The following is an 18,246-nucleotide window of genomic DNA, read 5'->3' on the forward strand; positions in this document are numbered from 1 at the left end:
GATTCACCTTCAACAACGGAAGCAAGGAGACGGGCAATGAAACAGTGGATGGCGGCGCTCGCGGTGGCGCTGACGGCGACGACGATCGCGGGGGCCGCGCAGGCGGGCGACTGGACGGGCAAGGAGATCCGCCTCGCGGTCGATCCGACCTACCCGCCGCTCGAATACAAGCTGCCCGACGGTACGCTGACCGGGTTCGGGATCGACATCACGAACGCGTTGTGCGCGGAGCTGCGTGCGCGCTGCGTGTGGGTCGAGTCGAGTTTCGACGGGATGATTCCGGGGCTGCTCGCGCGCAAGTTCGACGTGATTGCCTCGTCGATGACGATCACGCCGAAACGGATGCAGCAGATCGCGTTCACGAACCGGATCTCGAACGCGCCGGCGCGGCTGATCGCGCGCAAGGGTTCGCCGCTGCTGCCGACGGCCGCGTCGCTGAAGGGCAAGCGGGTCGGCGTCGAGCAGGGCTCCGCGCAGGCCGACTACGCGATCGCGAACTGGCAGCCGGCCGGCGTGCAGATCGAGTCGTACCAGAACCAGGACCAGGTGTACGCCGATCTCGTGACGGGGCGGCTCGACGCGGCGTTCCAGGCGTCGATCGCGGCCAGCGACGGCTTCCTGAAGAAGCCGCAGGGCAAGGACTTCATGTTCGTCGGCGCGGCGATCGACGACGCGAAGTACTTCGGGCAGGGCGACGGCCTCGGTCTGCGCAAGCAGGACACCGACCTGCGCGACGCGTTCAACCGCGCGCTCGCGACGATCCTCGCGAACGGCACGTATCAGAAGATCAACAAGAAGTATTTCGACTTCGACATCTACGGCACGAAGTAAGCCTGGCCGCACCTCGACGTGCGGCCTGGAATCAACATATCAATAAGGAAAACGAATGAACTGGAGATTGATTTTCGTCGCGATGCCGGCGCTCTGTGCTGCGCCGGCCTTTGCCCAAGGCAGCGTCACGCTGTACGGGCTGGTCGATGCCGGCATCGACTATACGAACAATGTAGGCGGCCACAGTGCGTGGCAGATGGCGAGCGGCTTCGCGCAGGGCAGCCGGTGGGGGCTGAAGGGCACCGAGGATCTCGGCGGCGGCTACAGCGCGCTGTTCCAGATCGAGAACGGCTTCAACGTGAACAGCGGCACGCTCGCACAGGGCGGCCGCATGTTCGGGCGGCAGGCTTACGTCGGGCTCGGCAACACGCGCTTCGGCACGCTGACGCTCGGCCGGCAATACGACTCGGTCGTCGACTATCTCGCGCCGACGACCGCGAACGGCAGCTGGGGCGTCTATCCGTTCTCGCATCCGCTCGACAACGACAACACCGGCAACACGTTCCGCGTGAACAACACGGTCAAGTACGCGAGCCCGGATTTCGCCGGTTTCTCGTTCGGTGGCACGTACAGCTTCAGCAACGACACCGGGTTCGCGAACAACCGGCAGTGGAGCGTCGGCGCGCAGTACGAGCAGGGCGGCCTGCTGGTCGGCGCGGCCTTCCTGAATGCGGACAACCCGGGCGCGACGGCCGGCGGCGCGATCGCGGGCTCGGGCTCGGTCGGCGCGGATGCGAACTTCGCGTCCGCGCGGCTGCGGATCTTCGGCGCCGGCATCAACTACACGGCCGGGCCCGCGACGCTCGGCTTCGCGTACACGAACAGCAATGTCACGCGGCCGACCGCGAACGTCGGCTACCTGTTCGGCGACGAGACGATCGAACCCGTCGCGGGGCCGCTCGCGGGCGGCACGGTCACGGCGATCAAGTACCAGAACTTCGAAGTGAACGGCAAGTATCAGTTCACGCCGGCGTTCTTCGTGGGCGCGCAGTATGTGTATACGACCGTGCGCTACGACGCGACCACGGGCAGCGCGAAACCGAAGATCCATTCGATCGGGCTGATGGCCGACTACAACCTGTCGAAGCGCACCGACGTGTACCTGATGGGTGCGTACCAACGGGTTGCCGGCGACGCGACCGGCTCGTCGCTCGATCAGGCGGTTATCCCCGGGGCGGCCGATTTGTCGTCGACGTCGAAGCAAGTGATGGTGCATGCGGGGATCCGTCACAAGTTCTGAGCGGATCGGGCGGGAAGGGCGGCGGGCCAGCGCCGCCCGCCTGCGAAATCGGTGATACCGGCGAAGCGCGGACCGACCTGCCGCGCCTCATGTGCGCATGGCAGCTTCAGCGACCATGTGCTGTACGGCAATCTGTTGTGAAAGTTCTGAAGCGGGGCCGGCCGTTCGCGAGGTGGTTTTTGCGAGGGGCCGGTTCCATTGGCGCGCACATATGACGTGTGCCCAAGAGACTGACCTGGTTCACCATCCGCCTGCGTTGGGAACTTGACGAGATATGTCCGAATGCATGTCAATCAGACGTGTCTGGAATTCGAATTTTGTGGTTTTCTTTCAATGACTTGGCAGTTTTTGACAGTCATTTTTTGATGTTTCGGTAAGCTCGCGCTCGATAGCCAACGATTGGGCGCGGGGCCGCGCCGATCATCGTCAAACAGGTCAACAGTCCGAACCCGTCTCAAATCCGCGGCATAGTCGAGATAGCGGGCGCCCCTGCGGAACTGATCGTGGCTACCCCGTCAGCATCTTTGTCGACGGCCAGAGCTTTCTCAATACCAGTCGCACGACCCTAAACCGGCGTGCCGTTTTATGGCGCCGATGGGGCCCAGGTGAACGCGGCCGCAGGAGGTAAAAAACGATGCCGAAGTGGCTGTTGAAGGACGGAAATTTCACTACATGGGTTCAGGGGGTATTAACGATTGGCGGTGCTGGAATTGCATTCGCTGGGTTGAAGTATGATAAATCCATGTGGGTTGCTATGTTGGGGTTGTTGACAGCAGCTATTGGCGGGATATCAAGTAGGGCGCAGATGCTTAAAATTAAACCTTTTGATAGAAGTCATGGGAGAGCAAGGGATAGCTACAAATCAAAGGGTGACGAAGATGGGCGGCAATGAGATAGCGAATTGGTCCACATTGCTATCATGAATCGATTTTAGGTCGCCCAATGCCGTGAAAAGATTTTTTTGGAAATGACGGAAAGTGTGGAAAAATAAACTGATCGAAGACGGTAATTTCGCGGCGTGGCTGAGAGTTATACTTTTTCTGGTTGGTTTAGTTTTGACCTTTGCAGGACTTGGGCTTGATCAAATGCCCCGTTGGCTCAGAGCGTTGGTCTTCTTGTCTGGCTTCGGAACGATGGCACTTGGAGGAATTTCCAGTCGAGCTCATATGTTAAAAATCAAACCATTTGACAACGGCTACCAGAAGGCACGCGATAGCTACAAGACAAGCGGTAGCGATGATCAGGATAAGCCAAGATGAAGCTGTTCAACGGCCTCATAAATGCCCGTTCTCTTGCAGCCCAGAGCTAGGAACCCAATTCCCGGTCTTGTTAATTTTTTTCAGGCGGTATCGCGGAAAGGGTGTCATCAGGTACTAGGTAAGCCAGCGAAAAAATGAAACGATCACGAATTGATCAATTGATATCGGACAAAGGTTGGAAAGGGTCTTGTGTCCGGGTTGTTGGAATGATCATTGTCTATTTTGGAATAAAGTACCTTCCGGCGGCGATAAATTGGGGTGCAGTGCATGGAAGTATATCTCCCCTTTCTCCCGAGCAGGCGGCAAATCATGGCGCTGTCTTGACGGTATTCGGCTGGGCATTTTGTATTGCAATTTCTATTGAGATTATTAGGTGGGTGATTGTGGCATTTAGGCGATTCCGATAATAATCGTAGCCCACGATTACATGCCTGGAAAAATGGGAGCTATTCGCCGGGGAATTCTGCAGCAGCACTGCCGTTTATCGCCGCCAGTGTGTTGGCGCAAGAAGTCCCGAGCTTGATCGTTCCTCGCTACGATCCGTAACCCCGATCTCACTGCCCGATGCACTGCCCGCGTCCGTAAAATCGTAAGGCGCCTCCGCTTTGCCGTTGGATCGTTTCCGAGTCGACACCCCGCAGCGCGAAAAACACCCCAAAATCGAGATCCGTCCGCATCCCTGCTTGCTCAGCCGATCTCTCCGACAGAAGTATTCCGATCGCCAGGAGCCAAGGATTTGCCTCCTGTCTCAACGCCGACCCGTCAATCCCTCGCCACCCCCGTCGACTCCCGCACCACGAGTTCCGGCGCACCGATCGTATGCACGGCCGCGGCCGGCTCGATCCCGTCGATCATGTCGAGCGTCAGCGCGATCGCCCGCGCGGCGATCTGCGACGTCGGGAACCGCACCGTCGTCAACGCAGGGCGGAACTGGTGGGCGAGCTGGATATCGGTCATGCCGACCACCGACAGATCGGCCGGCACGCGCAGGCCGAGATCGGTGGCCGCCTGCATCGCGCCGATCGCCATCAGGTCGTTGGTCGCGAACAATGCGGTGATGCCGGGCTTCTCGCGCAGTAGCGCAGCCGCCGCTTCGTAGCCGCCTTCGATCGAATCGTGCGCCGACACGGTCGTCAGCGCATCCGCCGGATGGCCGCGTGCCGCGAGTTCGTCGGCGAAACCGCGCAGCCGCACCGACTGCGGGCCGCCCGAGCCCTTGCCGACGAGCGCGCCGAACGCGCGATGCCGCAACCCGGATAGATGCGCGGCCGCCAGCGCGCCCGCCGCCGCGAAATCGACGGTCACGCACGGCAGCGTGCGCGATGCATGCACGTGCTCCCACATGCACAGCACGATCGACGCGCCGTGACGCGCGATGTCGGCGAGTTCGGCTTCGGCGAGATCGGTGTTCATCACGATCGCGCCGGCCGCGAGCGTTCCCGCGATCCGCTCGAGGTAATTGCGCGTGATCGCCGGATCGTCGTCGGTGTTGGACACGAGCAGGTAATGGCCGCGCTTGCGCGCCTCGCGCTCGGCGGCCAGCACGAACTCCGGATAGAACGGGTTCGTGATGTTCGACAGCATCAGCGCGAGCGTCGACGTGCGGCCTTCGGCGAGCGCCCGCGCGGTGAGATTCGGCCGATAGCCGAGTTCGCGGATCGCCGCCATCACGCGTTCGACGGTCGCCGGCTTCACCTTCTGCGGATTGCGCAACACGTTCGAGACGGTCGCCGCGGTGACGTTCGCGCGCCGCGCGACTTGCGCGAGGGTCACCATGCGCGACCTGCGGCCGGTCGGGCGACGCTACGCGCCGGAAGTGAAGCGGGGGAGTGTCTGCTCATATTCTGGGAGTGCGTCCCACAAGTTGCACAGGGACAGGCGATACGCTAATTTCTCGACACAACAGATGAAGGAGACGACATGGTACGGCGAACCGCGCGAACTGCGCCACCGAAATTTAAGCGGTTAAATTTTTCGCTCCGAAGCGCCTGACCGAGGAGGAGAGCGCGATGACCGCCATTTCATTGAAGGATGTCTCGAAGCGCTACGGCGACCATGCGCCGGTGCTGCGCGACGTCAACCTCGAGATCGCATCGCACGAGTTCTGCGTGTTTCTCGGTCCGTCGGGCTGCGGCAAATCCACGTTGCTTCGGATGATCGCCGGGCTCGAGGACGTGACCGAAGGCGAGCTGCGGATCGGCGGTGCGCGCATGAACGACACGCCGCCTGCCGAGCGCGGCGTCGCGATGGTGTTCCAGAGCTATGCGCTGTTTCCGCACATGACGGTGTTCGAGAACATCGGTTTCGGGCTGCGCATCGCCGGCACGCCGAAGGACGAGATCCGCCGGCGCGTGACCGAGGCCGCGCGCGTGCTGCAGCTCGACGCACTGCTCGATCGCAAGCCGAAGGCGCTGTCGGGCGGGCAGCGGCAGCGCGTCGCGATCGGCCGTGCGATCGTGCGCGAGCCGCGCGTGTTCCTGTTCGACGAGCCGCTGTCGAATCTCGACGCGACGCTGCGCGGCCAGACGCGCGTCGAGATCGCCCGCCTGCACGCACGCTTCACGCAATCGAGTTCCGTCTACGTGACGCACGACCAGATCGAGGCGATGACGCTGGCCGACCGGATCGTGCTGCTGCACGCGGGCGACGACGTCGCGCGCTTCGGCAGCATCGCGCAGGCCGGTGCGCCGCTCGAGCTGTATCACCGCCCAGCCAACCGCTTCGTCGCGGGCTTCATCGGCTCGCCGCGGATGAACTTCTTGCCGGCGGTCGTCGAGGCGAGCGATGCGCACGGCTGCCGGCTGCGCCTGGACGGCACCGGCGAAACGCTGACGCTGCACGATCGTCCGTTGCCGCGGCACGTCGGCGGCGGCGCGCGCGTGACGCTCGGGATTCGTCCCGAGCATCTGACGGTCGCGGGGCTCGGCGATGCCGACGTGCCGGCGATCGTGCGCGACGTCGCGCTCGTCGAGCAACTGGGCGAAGCTGCATACGTGCATCTCGATCAGCCCGGCGGCGTGCCGCTGCTCGCGAAACTGCCGGGCCAGGCTGCGTTGCGGCGCGGCGAGCGTCATGCGTTCAGCGTGCCGCCGTCGTGCTGCCACCTGTTCGACGAAGCCGGCATCGCATTGCCGGCCATCCACGCCGAAGCGGCATTCGCATAGCGGCGCGGCGCCGATCCGCCGCGCGCGGCGCGGCACCCATCACACCAATACCAGGAGACAACGATGAGACTTCGTGCGAGCCGACTGCTGCTTGCCCTGACGACTGCCGCGGCGTTCGCCGCGGGGACGGCCGATGCGGGCACGCTGAAGGTGAACGTCGCCGCGCGCGGCAACCAGCGCGCGACGTGGCAAGCGGTGTTCGACCAGTTCCACAAGGCGAATCCGGACATCGACCTGAAGGTCAGCTACGTCGGGGAGGAGGCGTACAAGGTGCAGATGTCCGGCTGGCTCGCGACCGATCCGCCCGACGTGCTGAGCTGGAACAACGGCGAGCGGCTCGCGTATTTCGCGAAGCGCGGGCTGATCGAGGACCTGAGCGCGGACTGGCAGAAGAACGGCTGGAACGACACGTATGCAGCCGTGAAGCAGTCGTCGACCTACGGCGGCAAGCTCTACAGTTTGCCGCTCGGCTATGACGCGTATGGCCTCTTCTACCGCAAGGACCTGTTCGAGAAGGCGGGCATTCACGGCGAGCCGGCGGACTGGACGCAGTTTCTCGATGCGTGCCGCAAGTTGAAGGCAGCCGGCATCGCGCCGATCGCGGTGGCCGCGCGCGACGCGTGGACGCTCGCCGCGTGGTTCGACTACCTCGACCTCCGGATCAACGGCTATGCATTCCACCAGAAGCTGATGGCCGGCGACGTCGCCTATACCGACCCGCGCGTGCGTGCCGTGTATGCGGCGTGGAAGAAGCTGATCGACGACAAGTATTTCATCGACAACGCGCTGTCCTACGACGTCGATTCGCTGAGCCCGCTGATCGTCAACGGCCAGGCCGCGATGACGCTGATGGGCACCTGGTATTCGGCGGGCCTGCTCGGCGCGACGCGCAACCCGATCAGCTTCTTCCGCTTCCCGGTGATCGATGCGTCGGTGCCGCTCGCGGAGGACGGTCCTGTCAACGTGCTGATCGTGCCGGCGAAGGCGCACAACAAGACGGACGCGCGTCGCCTGCTCGCGTTCATGGGGCAACCGGCGGTCAGCGGCGAGTTCGCGAAGGGGATGGGCCAACTGCCGTCGAACAACAAGGCGCCCGAGCCGCAGGACCCGATCTCGAAGATCGGCTTCCGCACGCTCGCGTCGACGCCCGGCGGCATCGCGCAGTTCTACGACCGCGACATGACGAAGGAAATGGCGGACGAGGGGATGAAGGCGATGCAGCAGTTCCTGTCCGACCCGACGCAGCTCGATGCGATCCTGCAGCGCCTCGAGCAGACCCGCAAGCGCATCTACCGGAAGTAACGACGCACGCGGCCGGTCCGGCCGCGTCGTCACGTCATGCCCGTTTCGTCTCGTTTCGTCGAAGGTCACAACAATGTCAACCAGCCTGTCCGAAAGCGCTGCGCGCCGCGATGCCGGCCGCGAGCAGCATGCGCGCGCGTCGCTCGCGCGCCGGCGCAACCGCGCGGCGCTGCTGTTCGTGCTGCCGGGGTTCGCGCTGTTCACCGTGTTCGTCTTGTATCCGATCGTCAGCAGCATCTGGCTGAGCTTCCATCACTGGGACGGGATGACGCCGATGACGTACGCGGGGCTCGACAATTATCGTGAGCTGCTGCAGTCCGATACGTTCTACGTCGCGCTGAAGAACAACGTGCTGTGGCTCGCGCTGTTCCTCGCCGCGCCGCCGCTCGGCCTCGCGCTCGCGCTGTACCTGAACCAGAACGTCTACGGGATCCGGCTCGTGAAGTCGCTGTTCTTCGCGCCGTTCGTGTTGCCGGGCGTCGTCGTCGGCCTGGTGTTCTCGTGGTTCTACGACCCGACGTTCGGGCTGCTGAAGCTGATCATCGGGCACGGAATCCCGGTGCTCGGCGATCCGCGCTATGCGACCTACGGCGTGATCGTCGCCGCGCTGTGGCCGCAGATTCCGTTCTGCATGATCCTGTACCTGACCGGGCTCACCGGCATCAACGGCGAGATCGTGGAGGCGGCCCGGATGGAAGGCGCGCGCGGCTTCACGCTGCTGTGGCACGTGATCCTGCCGCAGTTGCGGCCCGCGACCTTCATGGCGGTGGTGCTGACCGTGATCGGCGCGCTGCGCAGCTTCGACCTGATCTCGGTGATGACGGGCGGCGGCCCGTTCGACAGCTCGACCGTGCTCGCGTACTTCATGGTCGACCAGGCGATCAAGTACTACCGCGAAGGCTATTCGGCCGCGATCGCGGTCGTGCTGTTCGCGATCATGCTCGTCTATATCGTGTGGCAGCTGCGCAAGCTGGTGCGCGTCGAATCGTAAGGATTTCGAATATGTATCCGATGCCCATGTCCCGCTGGGGACGTCCCGCCCGCTTGCTGTACCGGCTGTCGCTGCCGTGCGCGCTCGCGCTGTGGCTCGTGCCCCTGCTCGCGGTGCTCGTCACGTCGATCCGCTCGACCGACGAGATCATGGCCGGTCATTACTGGGACTGGCCGAAGCAGTTCGCGCTGGTCGAGAACTACGGCGCCGCGCTCACGCAGACGCCGATGCTGCATTACTTCGCGAACAGCATCCTGATCACGGTGCCGTCGGTCGCCGCGTCGATCCTGCTCGCGTCGCTCGCCGGGCACGCGCTCGCGAACTACCGGTTCCGCGGCAATCTCGTGCTGCTCGGGCTGTTCGTCGCGGGCAACTTCGTGCCGATCCAGATCCTGATGATCCCGGTGCGGCAGATCATGCTCGGCGTCGGCCTGTACAACACCGTATGGGCGCTGGTGCTGTTCCATACCGCGTTCCAGACCGGCTTCTGCACGCTGTTCCTGCGCAACTTCATCCGCGAGCTGCCGTTCGAGCTGATCGAGGCCGCGCGCGTCGAAGGCGCGTCCGAGTGGGCGATCTACTGGCGCGTCGTGCTGCCGCTCGTGCGGCCGGCGCTCGCCGCGCTCGCGATCCTCGTGTTCACGTTCGTGTGGAACGACTACTTCTGGGCGCTGTGCCTCACGCAAGGCGACGACGCGGCGCCGATCACCGTCGGCGTCGCCGCGCTCAAGGGGCAGTGGACGACCGCCTGGAACATCGTGTCGGCCGGCTCGGTGCTCGCCGCGCTACCGTCGGTGCTGATGTTCTTCGCGATGCAGAAGCACTTCGTCGCGGGGCTCACGTTCGGCGCGACGAAAGGCTGATGGCCTCCCTCCTTCCACTCTCCAGCGAGGAATCCACGATGCACCTCGGCGTTTGCTACTACCCCGAACACTGGCCGCGCGAACAATGGGCGCGCGATGCGCGGCGCATGGCCGAACTGGGCCTGACGCGCGTGCGGATCGCCGAATTCGCATGGAGCCGGATGGAGCCGGAACCGGGCCGCTACGACTGGGCGTGGCTCGACGAAGCGATCGACACGCTCGCCAGCCGCCAGTTGAAGGTCATACTCGGCACGCCGACCGCGTCGCCGCCGAAATGGCTTGTCGATCGCCATCCGGAGATCCTGCCGATCGGCGCGGACGGCGCAGTGTGGCAATTCGGCTCGCGTCGCCATTACGACATCGCGAGCCCCGTGTATCGCGAGCACTGCGTGCGCATCGCGGACGCGATGGCGCGGCGCTACGGCGCGCATCCGGCGGTGATCGCGTGGCAGACCGACAACGAGCTCGGCTGTCACAACACGCTGCCGAGCTATACGTGTGCGGCGCTCGAAGGCTTTCGCGCGTGGCTCGCCGTGCGCTACGGCGACATCGGCGCGCTGAACCGCGCGTGGGGCAACGTGTTCTGGAGCATGGAATATCGCGGCTTCGACGAGATCGAGCTGCCACGCCATACGCCGACCGACGCGAACCCCGCGCACCTGCTCGACTTCCGGCGCTATCAGTCGGACGAGGTCGCGCGGTTCCATGCGGCGCAGGTCGATGCGATCCGTCCGCACGCGCCGGGCCGCGACGTGCTGCACAACTTCATGGGATTTTTCACCGAGTTCGACCACTACGCGTTCGCGCGCGGCGGCCTCGATGTCGCCGCGTGGGACAGCTACCCGGTGCCGCGCACCGAAGTGCTGCCGCTCGACGAAGCCGACAAGCAGCGCTGGGCACGCACCGGCCATCCCGACGTGTCGGCGTTCTCGCACGACTTGTATCGCGGTGTCGGCAACGGCCGGATGTGGGTGATGGAGCAACAGGCGGGGCCCGTCAACTGGGGGCCGTACAACCCGGTGCCGCACGCCGGCGCGGTGCGGCTGTGGACGTGGGAAGCGTTTGCGCACGGCGCGGAGCTCGTGTCGTATTTCCGCTGGCGGCAGTATCCGCATGCGCAGGAGCAGCTGCACTCGGGGCTCAACGCACCGGACGATCAGCTGTCGCCGGGCGGCCGTGAAGTGGCGCGCGTCGCACGCGAGCTGGCCGCGCTGGACCCCGCGCTCGTCGCCGGCGCGCGCGAGCCGGCCCGCGTCGCGCTGCTGTTCGATTACACGGCCGACTGGATGATCCGGATCCAGCCGCACGGTGCCGACTTCGACTATCAGCAGCACGCGTTCGACTGGTATCACGCGCTGCGCGAACTGGGGCTCGACGTCGATATCGTCGCGGCCGATGCCGACGTGTCGCGCTATGCACTCGTCGTCGTGCCGACGCTGCCAGTCGTGCCGGATTGCGTCGTCGAGCAGGCCGTGCGCGGCAACGCGCACTGGCTGTTCGGGCCACGCACCGGGTCGCGCACTGCCGAGTTCGCGATCGTGCCGGGCCTCGCGCCGGGCAAGCTGCGCGACGTGCTGCCGGTGCGGATCGCGCAAGTCGAGTCGCTGCGGCCGTCGCTCGCGCCGCGCGTCGCGTTCGACGGTGTCGACGGCCATGCGCTGAAATGGCGCGATCACATCGACCTCGACGCGAGCACCTCCATCGTCGTGCTCGCTGCCTGCGACGACGGCGTGCCCGCGCTCGTGCGGCACGGTCAGGTGACGATGGCGACTGCGTGCTTCGATCCCGCGCTGTTGCGCGCAATCGTCGGCCGCTGCGCGCGCGATGCCGGACTGCCGGTGCGCGAACTGCCTGACGGCGTGCGCTTGTGCCGGCGCGGGCGCGTCGTGTTCGCGTTCAACTACGGCGATACCCCGTGCACGCTGCCCGCGCCGGACGGTGCGCGCTTCGTGCTCGGCGGCCCCGAACTCGGCGCGGTCGATGTCGCCGCATGGGTCGAGCCGGACTGACGCGATGCAGTCGTTGCCGTCGCCGCGGTTGCATGTCGCGCGCCTCGCGCGGATCGCGCATTTCGTGCCGCTGTCCGCGGCGGCGCTGATGCTCGGCGTCGCGATGTCGTTTACCGCGCCGTACCTGTCGTTGTTCGGCGTGGAGGCGGCCGGGATGTCGCCGTTGCTCGCGGGCGTCTTCATGACGCTGATCGCGGCGAGCGGGGTGGTCGCGAGCACGTGGGCCGGGCGTTGGTCGGATCGTCGCGACCGCCACCGGCCGCTGCTCATCGTATCGCTCGCCGCGGCCGCGCTCGGCTTCGCGCTGCTGTGCGTACTGCGCGCGCACGGGCTGGTGATCGCGGCCGGCACGATCCTGCTTGGCGCGGGCGCCGTGTCGCTGTCGCAGATCTTTTCGTTCGCGCGCGCGGTGCTGCCGGTCGACGACGATGCGCAGCGCGAGCTCGCGTCGGCCGCGCTGCGCACGATGCTGTCGGTCGCGTGGGTGTTCGGTCCCGCGCTCGGCGCGCTGATCCTCGCGCAGACGGGTTTTACCGGGCTCTTTCTCGCGGCTGCCGCGGGTTTTGTCGCGTGCGCGGCGATCGTCGCGCGGATTCCGGAGCCCGCGCGGCGGCCGGCAGCCGTTCACGTGCGCGCGGTCGGCGACGACGCAAAGACGCCCGTCGATTCGACGGCTATCGTCGTCGCGCCGCGCGCGAGCGTGCTGCGAACCCTCGTCGCGCTCACGCTGATCGGGCTCGCGGCGAACGCGACGATGATCGTGCTGCCGCTGTACATCGTGCGCGGGCTCGGCGGCACGCCCGCGAACGTGTCGGCCGCGCTGGGTCTCGCCGCATTGCTCGAGATCCCGATGATGCTGTGGCTCGGCATCCGCTCGACGCGGCTCGACAAGGCGCGCTGGCTGATCGCATGCGCGGCCGTGCACGCCGCGTATTTCATCGGGCTCGCGGCGGTGACGCGGGTCGACATGATCCTGCCGCTGCAACTGCTGAGCGCGTGCGTGGTCGCGATCACGTCCTGCCTCGGGATGACGCGCGTGTGCGACCTGATGCCCACGCGCCCCGGCACCGCGACCGCAATGTTCTTCAGCACCGCGCGGGTCGGCTCGATCGCGTCGGGCGTGCTGTCGGGCGCGTGTGTCGACCTGTTCGGCTATCGCGCGACGTTCGCGGGATGTTGCGGGCTCGCGCTCGTCGCATTCGCGCTGCTTGCCCGGGATACGCGGGGCGAGCAGGGCGGTGCGAATGACACAAGCGGCACGGGGGCGCCTGCGCGGCGCCGCTTCGATGCACCGCACTGACGCGCAAAGCGCCGGTGCGGTGATGACGTGATGCCGTAATGTCGTCAGACGGGATCGATCAGCGCCGCCGAAGCGCGTCGAGCGACGACAGCGCATTGCCGTGGAAGTCGAACCACGTGTTGTTGTCCCACTGATCGCCCGCGCCGACCTTCCAGCCCACGCCCGGCGTCGGGATCCATTCGGGCTCCCACCAGAACACGCCCTTGCCGCGATTGCCCGGCACGCCCTTCACGATGTCGGTCACGGCCGTGAGGAATTGCGCCTGGCCGGCCGGTGACGGCGGGAACGCGGTCGAGCCCGTGTTCGTCATCGCGTTCGGTTCCGAGTCGCCGTCGCTGGTGGTCCACGGATACGCGGTTTCCACGACGATCAGCTCCTTGTCGTAGCGCACCGCGAGGTCGTTCGCGTTGTTGCGCAGGTCGTCGAGCGAGCCTTGCCACTGCGGGTAATACGACAGGCCGATCACGTCGAACGTCACGCCGCGCTGCGTCGCGCTGTCGAACCACCAGCGGCTTTTCGCGTTGTCGCCGCCGCTGTCGATGTGCAGCATCACCTTGATGCGCGGATCGACGGCCTTCACCGCATCGCGGCCCGTCTTCAGCAGCTGCGCGAGGTTGTCCCACTGGTCGTAGCGGCCGAGCGGCCACAGCATGCCGCCGGTGATCTCGTTGCCGATCTGCACCCACTCGGGCCGCACGCCGGCGCGCTGCAACTGGCGCAGCACGTCGGTCGTATAGGCCGACAGCAGCGCGCATGTCTCGGCGAGATTCTTGCCGGCCCAGGCATGCGGCGGGTATTGCTTGCCGGGGTCGGCCCACCAGTCGCTGTAGTGGAAGTCGATCAGGATGCGCATCCCGAGCGCGGCCGCACGCTTCGCGAGTGCCACGACGTGTGCGGCATTGTTGTAGCCGGCCGCATCGCTCTGGTTCGCGGGGAAGAAATCCGGATTGCCGGGATCGTTCCAGACCTTGATGCGGATCGAATCGACGCCATGCGCGTGCAGGATCTTCAGGCAGTCGCGCGGATGCCCACGGTCGAAGTATTGCGCGCCATGCGCCTCGAGCTCCGGCAGCGTCGACACGTCCGCGCCCATCGCGAACGGGACGCCGCCCGCGCCGCGCGCAACGCCTTGCGCGACGGCCGGCAACGCGCCGGCCAGGTCGACGCAGGCGAGCGCCGCGGTCGAGACACTCCAGCGCAACATCGATCGTCTGTTCATTGTCATCCTCCAAGTGTTGGCCCGGTCGATCGATCGCTGGATCGCGGGCATCGGCGGTTTAAGCGCTTAAATTTCAGCCTCGATACGAGACGACACGAGGCGAGAACGAGCGTAGCGCAGCCCCCGATGCCGATGCAAAGAACGCGTGCGTTGCCTACTATCTGGCGCTACCCCCGCACGCCGACCCGATACCGCGTCGTCTGGCGATAGGTGTCGCCCGGCTGAAGGATGGTTTCGTCGCGCAGCGCGTTCATGTTGATCTGGTTCGGAAAGAACCCGGCCTCGACGCACAGCGCCGCATGCTGCACGCACGACACACCGCCGCTTGCGCGCACGCCGTCCAGATAGTTGCCCGTATAGAGCTGCAGCCCGCGCTGATCCGTCGACACGGCGAGTTCCCGGCCGCTTTCCGGATCGTAGATCGCCGCGACGGGCCGCACGCCGCGCCCAGGCTCGCGCAGCACGTAGCAGTGGTCGAAGCCGCGCCCGCGGGCGAGCTGCGCATGCGGCCAGTCAAGGCGCGCGCCGATCGGCGCGCTTTGCCGGAAATCGAACGCGCTGCCCGTCACGTCGGCCGTGCCGGTCGGGATCAACGCGTCGTCCACTTCGACGAACGCATCGGCGTCGATCTGCAGCAGATGCCCGCGCACGTCGCTGCCCGCGCGTCCGCTCAGGTTGAAGTAGCTGTGATTCGTCAGGTTCAACGGCGTGGGCGCATCGGTCACGCCCGTGTAGTCGATCGTCAGCGTGCCGTCGTCGTCGAGCGTGTAGCGTACCTGTACGCGCACGTTGCCGGGGAACCCGGCATCGCCTTCCGGCGAATCGAGCCGCAGCGTCAACCCGCCGTGGTCGTCGATCACGTCCCAGCGCGCGCGATGAAAGCCGCTCGCGCCGCCGTGCAGCAGGTTGCCGTTCTCGTTGCGGTCGAGCGTGTAGTCGACGCCGTCGAGCGTGAAGCGCGCGTCCGCGATCCGGTTCGCCCAGCGGCCGACGGTCGCGCCGAGGTACGCGCCCGAGTCGATGTAATCGGCCGGCGTGTCATGGGCCAGCACGATATCGGCGAAGCGCCCGGTGCGGTCGGGGGCGAGCCACGACACGACGGTCGCGCCGAGATCGCTGATGACGACGCGCATTCCGTGCGCGTTGCGCAGCGTATAGCGCCGCACCGGATCGCCGCCGGGCGGCGTGCCCCACGGCTCGGACGGAATGCGGCCGAGCTCGGCTGCCGGGCGGGAAGTGTCGATATCGATAGGCATGAGTGGATTCGCTCGTGGGCGGTGAATTCAGTGGGCAGGCGCGGTGCGTTCCTGGTATTCGCGCGGCGTGCAGCCGAGTTCGCGGCGGAACACCGCATACATGTATTGCAGCGACGTGAAGCCGCAGCGGATCGCGACTTCCGCGCTCGACGCATTGCGGGCCGCGAGCAGCGCCTGTGCGGCCTCGAGCTTGTGACGCAGGATTTCCTGGTGCACGGTGCGCTGCAGTTCGCGCCGGAAGTGCTCCTCGAGCAGCGAGCGCGACACCCCGACGTAGTCGGCGACCTGTTCGGTCTTGATCCCCTGGCACGCGTACTGGCGGATGAAATGCCGGGCGCGCATCACGTGCGGGCTCGCAAGCGGCTGGTGGCGCGTCGATTCGAGCACGTTGATTCCGACCGGCGGCACGAGGATGCGTTGCCCGGGAAAACGCGCGCCGCGCAGCATCCGGTGCAGCAGGTGCGCGGCGGTGCGGCCCATTTCCTCGGTGCCCTGGATCACCGACGACAACGGAATGCGCGTCAGCGTGCGGGTGAGCGGATCGTTGTCGATGCCGATGATCGCGACCTGTTCCGGCACCGCGATGCCGGCGATCAGGCACGCCTGCAGCAGGTGCCGCGCGCGCGCATCGGTGACGGCGATCACGCCGACGGGTTTCGGCAGCGCATGCAGCCAGCCGATCAGCTGCTCGATCGCGTGATCCCAGCCCGACGCGCTCGTCGATACGCCGCGGTAGATCGGCGCGTCGAGCGCGTCCGCGCGCGCGAGCCGGTCGAACGCGAGCTCGCGCTGCTGCGCCCAGCGGTTCTCCTGCGCGACCGGCAGGCTGTACATCGCGAAATGCGCGAGCCCCGCGCCGATCAGGTGCGTATAGGCGAGCGACACGAGCTTGGGGTTGTCGGTCGCAATATATGGGACGCCGTCCGGATACTGCGCCGGATCCTCGTAGGACGAGCCGACCGCAACGATCGGCAGCGGCGAGCCGGCGAGCGCGTCGGCGACGGCCGGATCGTCGAAGTCGGCGATGATGCCGTCGCCGTCGAAGCGCTCGATGCCGGCGAGCCGGCAGCGGAAGTCGTCTTCGAGGAACAGGTCCCACACGACGCGCGTCGTGTGCAGGTACTGGCCGATGCCGCTGATGATCTCGCGGTCGTAGACCTTGTTCGCGTTGAACAGCAGCGCGATGCGGTGCGGTGTCTGGGCGGAGGGGGCGTGGTTCATCTGGTGTCGGGGCACGCGCGCCGGGCGCGTCGTGCCGTTGTCTCCGGGGGGCGCCCGGGGCGGCGGCGCGCGGTGTTCTGGTGTCCGGCGATTGTAGGACGGAACGCGGGCCGCGCGCAGCAACTGGCAAGAAACGTTAAGCATGCTGCGCAATTTCGCAATTGCCGGCCGGCGGGCGCACGGGCACGATCCAGTCAACCGAATTCGGCCGCGTGCGTCGTCGCGACGCGCGTTGCGCTGCAACAAGAGCCTGTACGGAGACACCATGTCGTATTTCGAACACATTCCCGCGATTCGTTACGAAGGTCCGCAGTCGGACAACCCGCTGGCCTACCACCATTACGACGCCGAGAAGCGTGTGCTCGGCAAGACGATGGCCGAGCATCTGCGGATTGCCGTGTGCTACTGGCACACGTTCGTATGGCCGGGGCACGACATCTTCGGGCAGGGCGCATTCCAGCGGCCCTGGCAGCAACCCGGCGACGCACTCGAGCGGGCGCGGCTGAAGGCCGATGCGGCATTCGAATTCTTCACGAAGCTCGGTACGCCGTTCTATACGTTCCATGACACGGACGTCGCGCCGGAGGGCGACAGCCTGCGCGAGTACGCGGCCAATTTCGCGCGGATGGTCGACTATCTCGGCGAGCGCCAGCAGGCGAGCGGCGTGCGGCTGCTGTGGGGGACCGCGAACCTGTTCTCGCACCCGCGCTTCGCGGCGGGCGCGGCGACGAACCCGAACCCCGACGTGTTCGCGTGGGCCGCGACCCAGGTGTGCCATGCGCTCGACGCAACGCACCGGCTCGGCGGCGAGAACTACGTGCTGTGGGGCGGCCGCGAAGGGTACGAGACGCTGCTCAATACCGACCTGAAGCGCGAGCGCGACCAGTTCGCGCGCTTCCTGTCGATGGTCGTCGAGCACAAGCACCGGATCGGCTTCAAGGGCGCGCTGCTGATCGAGCCGAAGCCGCAGGAGCCGACCAAGCACCAGTACGACTACGACGTCGCGACCGTGCACGGCTTCCTCGTGCAGTACGGACTGCAGAACGAGATCCGCGTGAACATCGAGGCGAACCACGCGACGCTCGCCGGTCATTCGTTCCATCACGAGATCGCGAATGCGTTCGCGCTCGGCGTGTTCGGCAGCGTCGACGCGAACCGCGGCGATCCGCAGAACGGCTGGGACACCGACCAGTTTCCGAACAGCGTCGAGGAACTGACGCTCGCGTTCTACGAGATCCTGCGCCACGGCGGCTTTACCACCGGCGGGATGAACTTCGACGCGAAGGTGCGCCGCCAGAGCGTCGATCCGGAAGACCTGTTCTACGGCCATGTCGGCGCGATCGACGTGCTTGCGCTCGCGCTCGAACGCGCGGCGGTGCTGGTCGAGAACGACCGGCTCGACGCGCTGCGCCGGCAGCGCTACGCGCAGTGGGACGATGCGTTCGGCCAGAAGATCCTGTCGGGCGGCTATACGCTGCAGTCGCTCGCGGACGACGCGCTCGCGCGCGGCGTGGACCCGCGGCATGCGAGCGGCGCGCAGGAGCGGCTCGAGAACATCGTGAACCAGGCGATCTACGGGCTGCGCTGACGC

General features: G+C 66.1%; 15 protein-coding genes. 11 read left to right on the forward strand and 4 right to left on the reverse strand.

Features of this window, described 5'->3' with window-relative positions:
* Window positions 1-36: 36 nt before the first annotated feature.
* From BAMB_RS31480 to BAMB_RS35750, 4 genes are all read left to right on the forward strand, one after another.
* Window positions 37-831: an ABC transporter substrate-binding protein gene (locus tag BAMB_RS31480; protein WP_011661192.1), complete on the forward strand. Its 795-nt coding sequence runs from the start codon at window positions 37-39 to the stop codon at window positions 829-831.
* Between the two features lie 55 nt (window positions 832-886).
* On the forward strand, window positions 887-2,071 hold the full coding sequence (locus BAMB_RS31485; protein WP_011661193.1) for a porin: 1,185 nt from the start codon (window positions 887-889) through the stop codon (window positions 2,069-2,071).
* A gap of 634 nt (window positions 2,072-2,705) precedes the next feature.
* A complete protein-coding gene (locus BAMB_RS35745; RefSeq protein WP_127456127.1) occupies window positions 2,706-2,963 on the forward strand; it encodes a hypothetical protein in 258 nt (85 codons plus the stop codon).
* A gap of 85 nt (window positions 2,964-3,048) precedes the next feature.
* Complete coding sequence (locus BAMB_RS35750) at window positions 3,049-3,330, forward strand: hypothetical protein (RefSeq protein ID WP_127456125.1); 282 nt, start codon at window positions 3,049-3,051, stop codon at window positions 3,328-3,330.
* A gap of 762 nt (window positions 3,331-4,092) precedes the next feature.
* Here BAMB_RS35750 and BAMB_RS31490 read toward each other — a convergent pair.
* On the reverse strand, window positions 4,093-5,106 hold the full coding sequence (locus BAMB_RS31490) for a LacI family DNA-binding transcriptional regulator (protein ID WP_011661194.1): 1,014 nt from the start codon (window positions 5,104-5,106) through the stop codon (window positions 4,093-4,095).
* A gap of 233 nt (window positions 5,107-5,339) precedes the next feature.
* On the opposite strand from BAMB_RS31490, the gene BAMB_RS31495 reads away from it, so the two are divergent.
* The 6 genes from BAMB_RS31495 (at window position 5,340) to BAMB_RS31520 (ending at window position 12,959) form a co-directional block, all read left to right on the forward strand.
* Complete coding sequence (locus tag BAMB_RS31495; RefSeq protein WP_011661195.1) at window positions 5,340-6,494, forward strand: ABC transporter ATP-binding protein; 1,155 nt, start codon at window positions 5,340-5,342, stop codon at window positions 6,492-6,494.
* Window positions 6,495-6,557: 63 nt separating this feature from the next.
* Entirely contained in the window at window positions 6,558-7,796 is a 1,239-nt protein-coding gene (locus BAMB_RS31500; RefSeq protein ID WP_011661196.1) for an ABC transporter substrate-binding protein, read from the forward strand.
* A 73-nt stretch (window positions 7,797-7,869) separates the two neighbouring features.
* Window positions 7,870-8,787, forward strand: a complete 918-nt coding sequence (locus BAMB_RS31505) for a carbohydrate ABC transporter permease (protein WP_011661197.1) — start codon at window positions 7,870-7,872, stop codon at window positions 8,785-8,787.
* A gap of 11 nt (window positions 8,788-8,798) precedes the next feature.
* The gene (locus tag BAMB_RS31510; RefSeq protein ID WP_011661198.1) at window positions 8,799-9,650 is read left to right on the forward strand and encodes a carbohydrate ABC transporter permease; all 852 of its coding nucleotides are present in this window, start codon (window positions 8,799-8,801) and stop codon (window positions 9,648-9,650) included.
* 38 nt (window positions 9,651-9,688) lie between these two features.
* The gene (locus BAMB_RS31515) at window positions 9,689-11,659 is read left to right on the forward strand and encodes a beta-galactosidase (protein ID WP_011661199.1); all 1,971 of its coding nucleotides are present in this window, start codon (window positions 9,689-9,691) and stop codon (window positions 11,657-11,659) included.
* 4 nt (window positions 11,660-11,663) lie between these two features.
* Window positions 11,664-12,959, forward strand: a complete 1,296-nt coding sequence (locus tag BAMB_RS31520; RefSeq protein ID WP_011661200.1) for a sugar efflux transporter — start codon at window positions 11,664-11,666, stop codon at window positions 12,957-12,959.
* Between the two features lie 58 nt (window positions 12,960-13,017).
* On the opposite strand, the gene BAMB_RS31525 is transcribed toward BAMB_RS31520, so the two are convergent.
* The 3 genes from BAMB_RS31525 to BAMB_RS31535 form a co-directional block, all read right to left on the reverse strand.
* A complete protein-coding gene (locus BAMB_RS31525) occupies window positions 13,018-14,178 on the reverse strand; it encodes a glycoside hydrolase family 53 protein (RefSeq protein ID WP_011661201.1) in 1,161 nt (386 codons plus the stop codon).
* A gap of 167 nt (window positions 14,179-14,345) precedes the next feature.
* Window positions 14,346-15,434: an aldose epimerase family protein gene (locus tag BAMB_RS31530; protein WP_011661202.1), complete on the reverse strand. Its 1,089-nt coding sequence runs from the start codon at window positions 15,432-15,434 to the stop codon at window positions 14,346-14,348.
* A gap of 27 nt (window positions 15,435-15,461) precedes the next feature.
* Window positions 15,462-16,655 (reverse strand): XylR family transcriptional regulator, encoded by a 1,194-nt coding sequence (locus BAMB_RS31535; protein ID WP_011661203.1) that lies wholly within the window; start codon window positions 16,653-16,655, stop codon window positions 15,462-15,464.
* A gap of 265 nt (window positions 16,656-16,920) precedes the next feature.
* Here BAMB_RS31535 and xylA point away from each other — a divergent pair, with 265 nt between their 5' ends.
* Window positions 16,921-18,243, forward strand: a complete 1,323-nt coding sequence (gene xylA, locus BAMB_RS31540; RefSeq protein ID WP_011661204.1) for a xylose isomerase — start codon at window positions 16,921-16,923, stop codon at window positions 18,241-18,243.
* The last annotated feature ends 3 nt before the right edge of the window (window positions 18,244-18,246 follow it).

The organism is Burkholderia ambifaria AMMD (assembly GCF_000203915.1).
In the GTDB taxonomy this organism is placed as follows: Bacteria; Pseudomonadota; Gammaproteobacteria; order Burkholderiales; family Burkholderiaceae; genus Burkholderia; species Burkholderia ambifaria.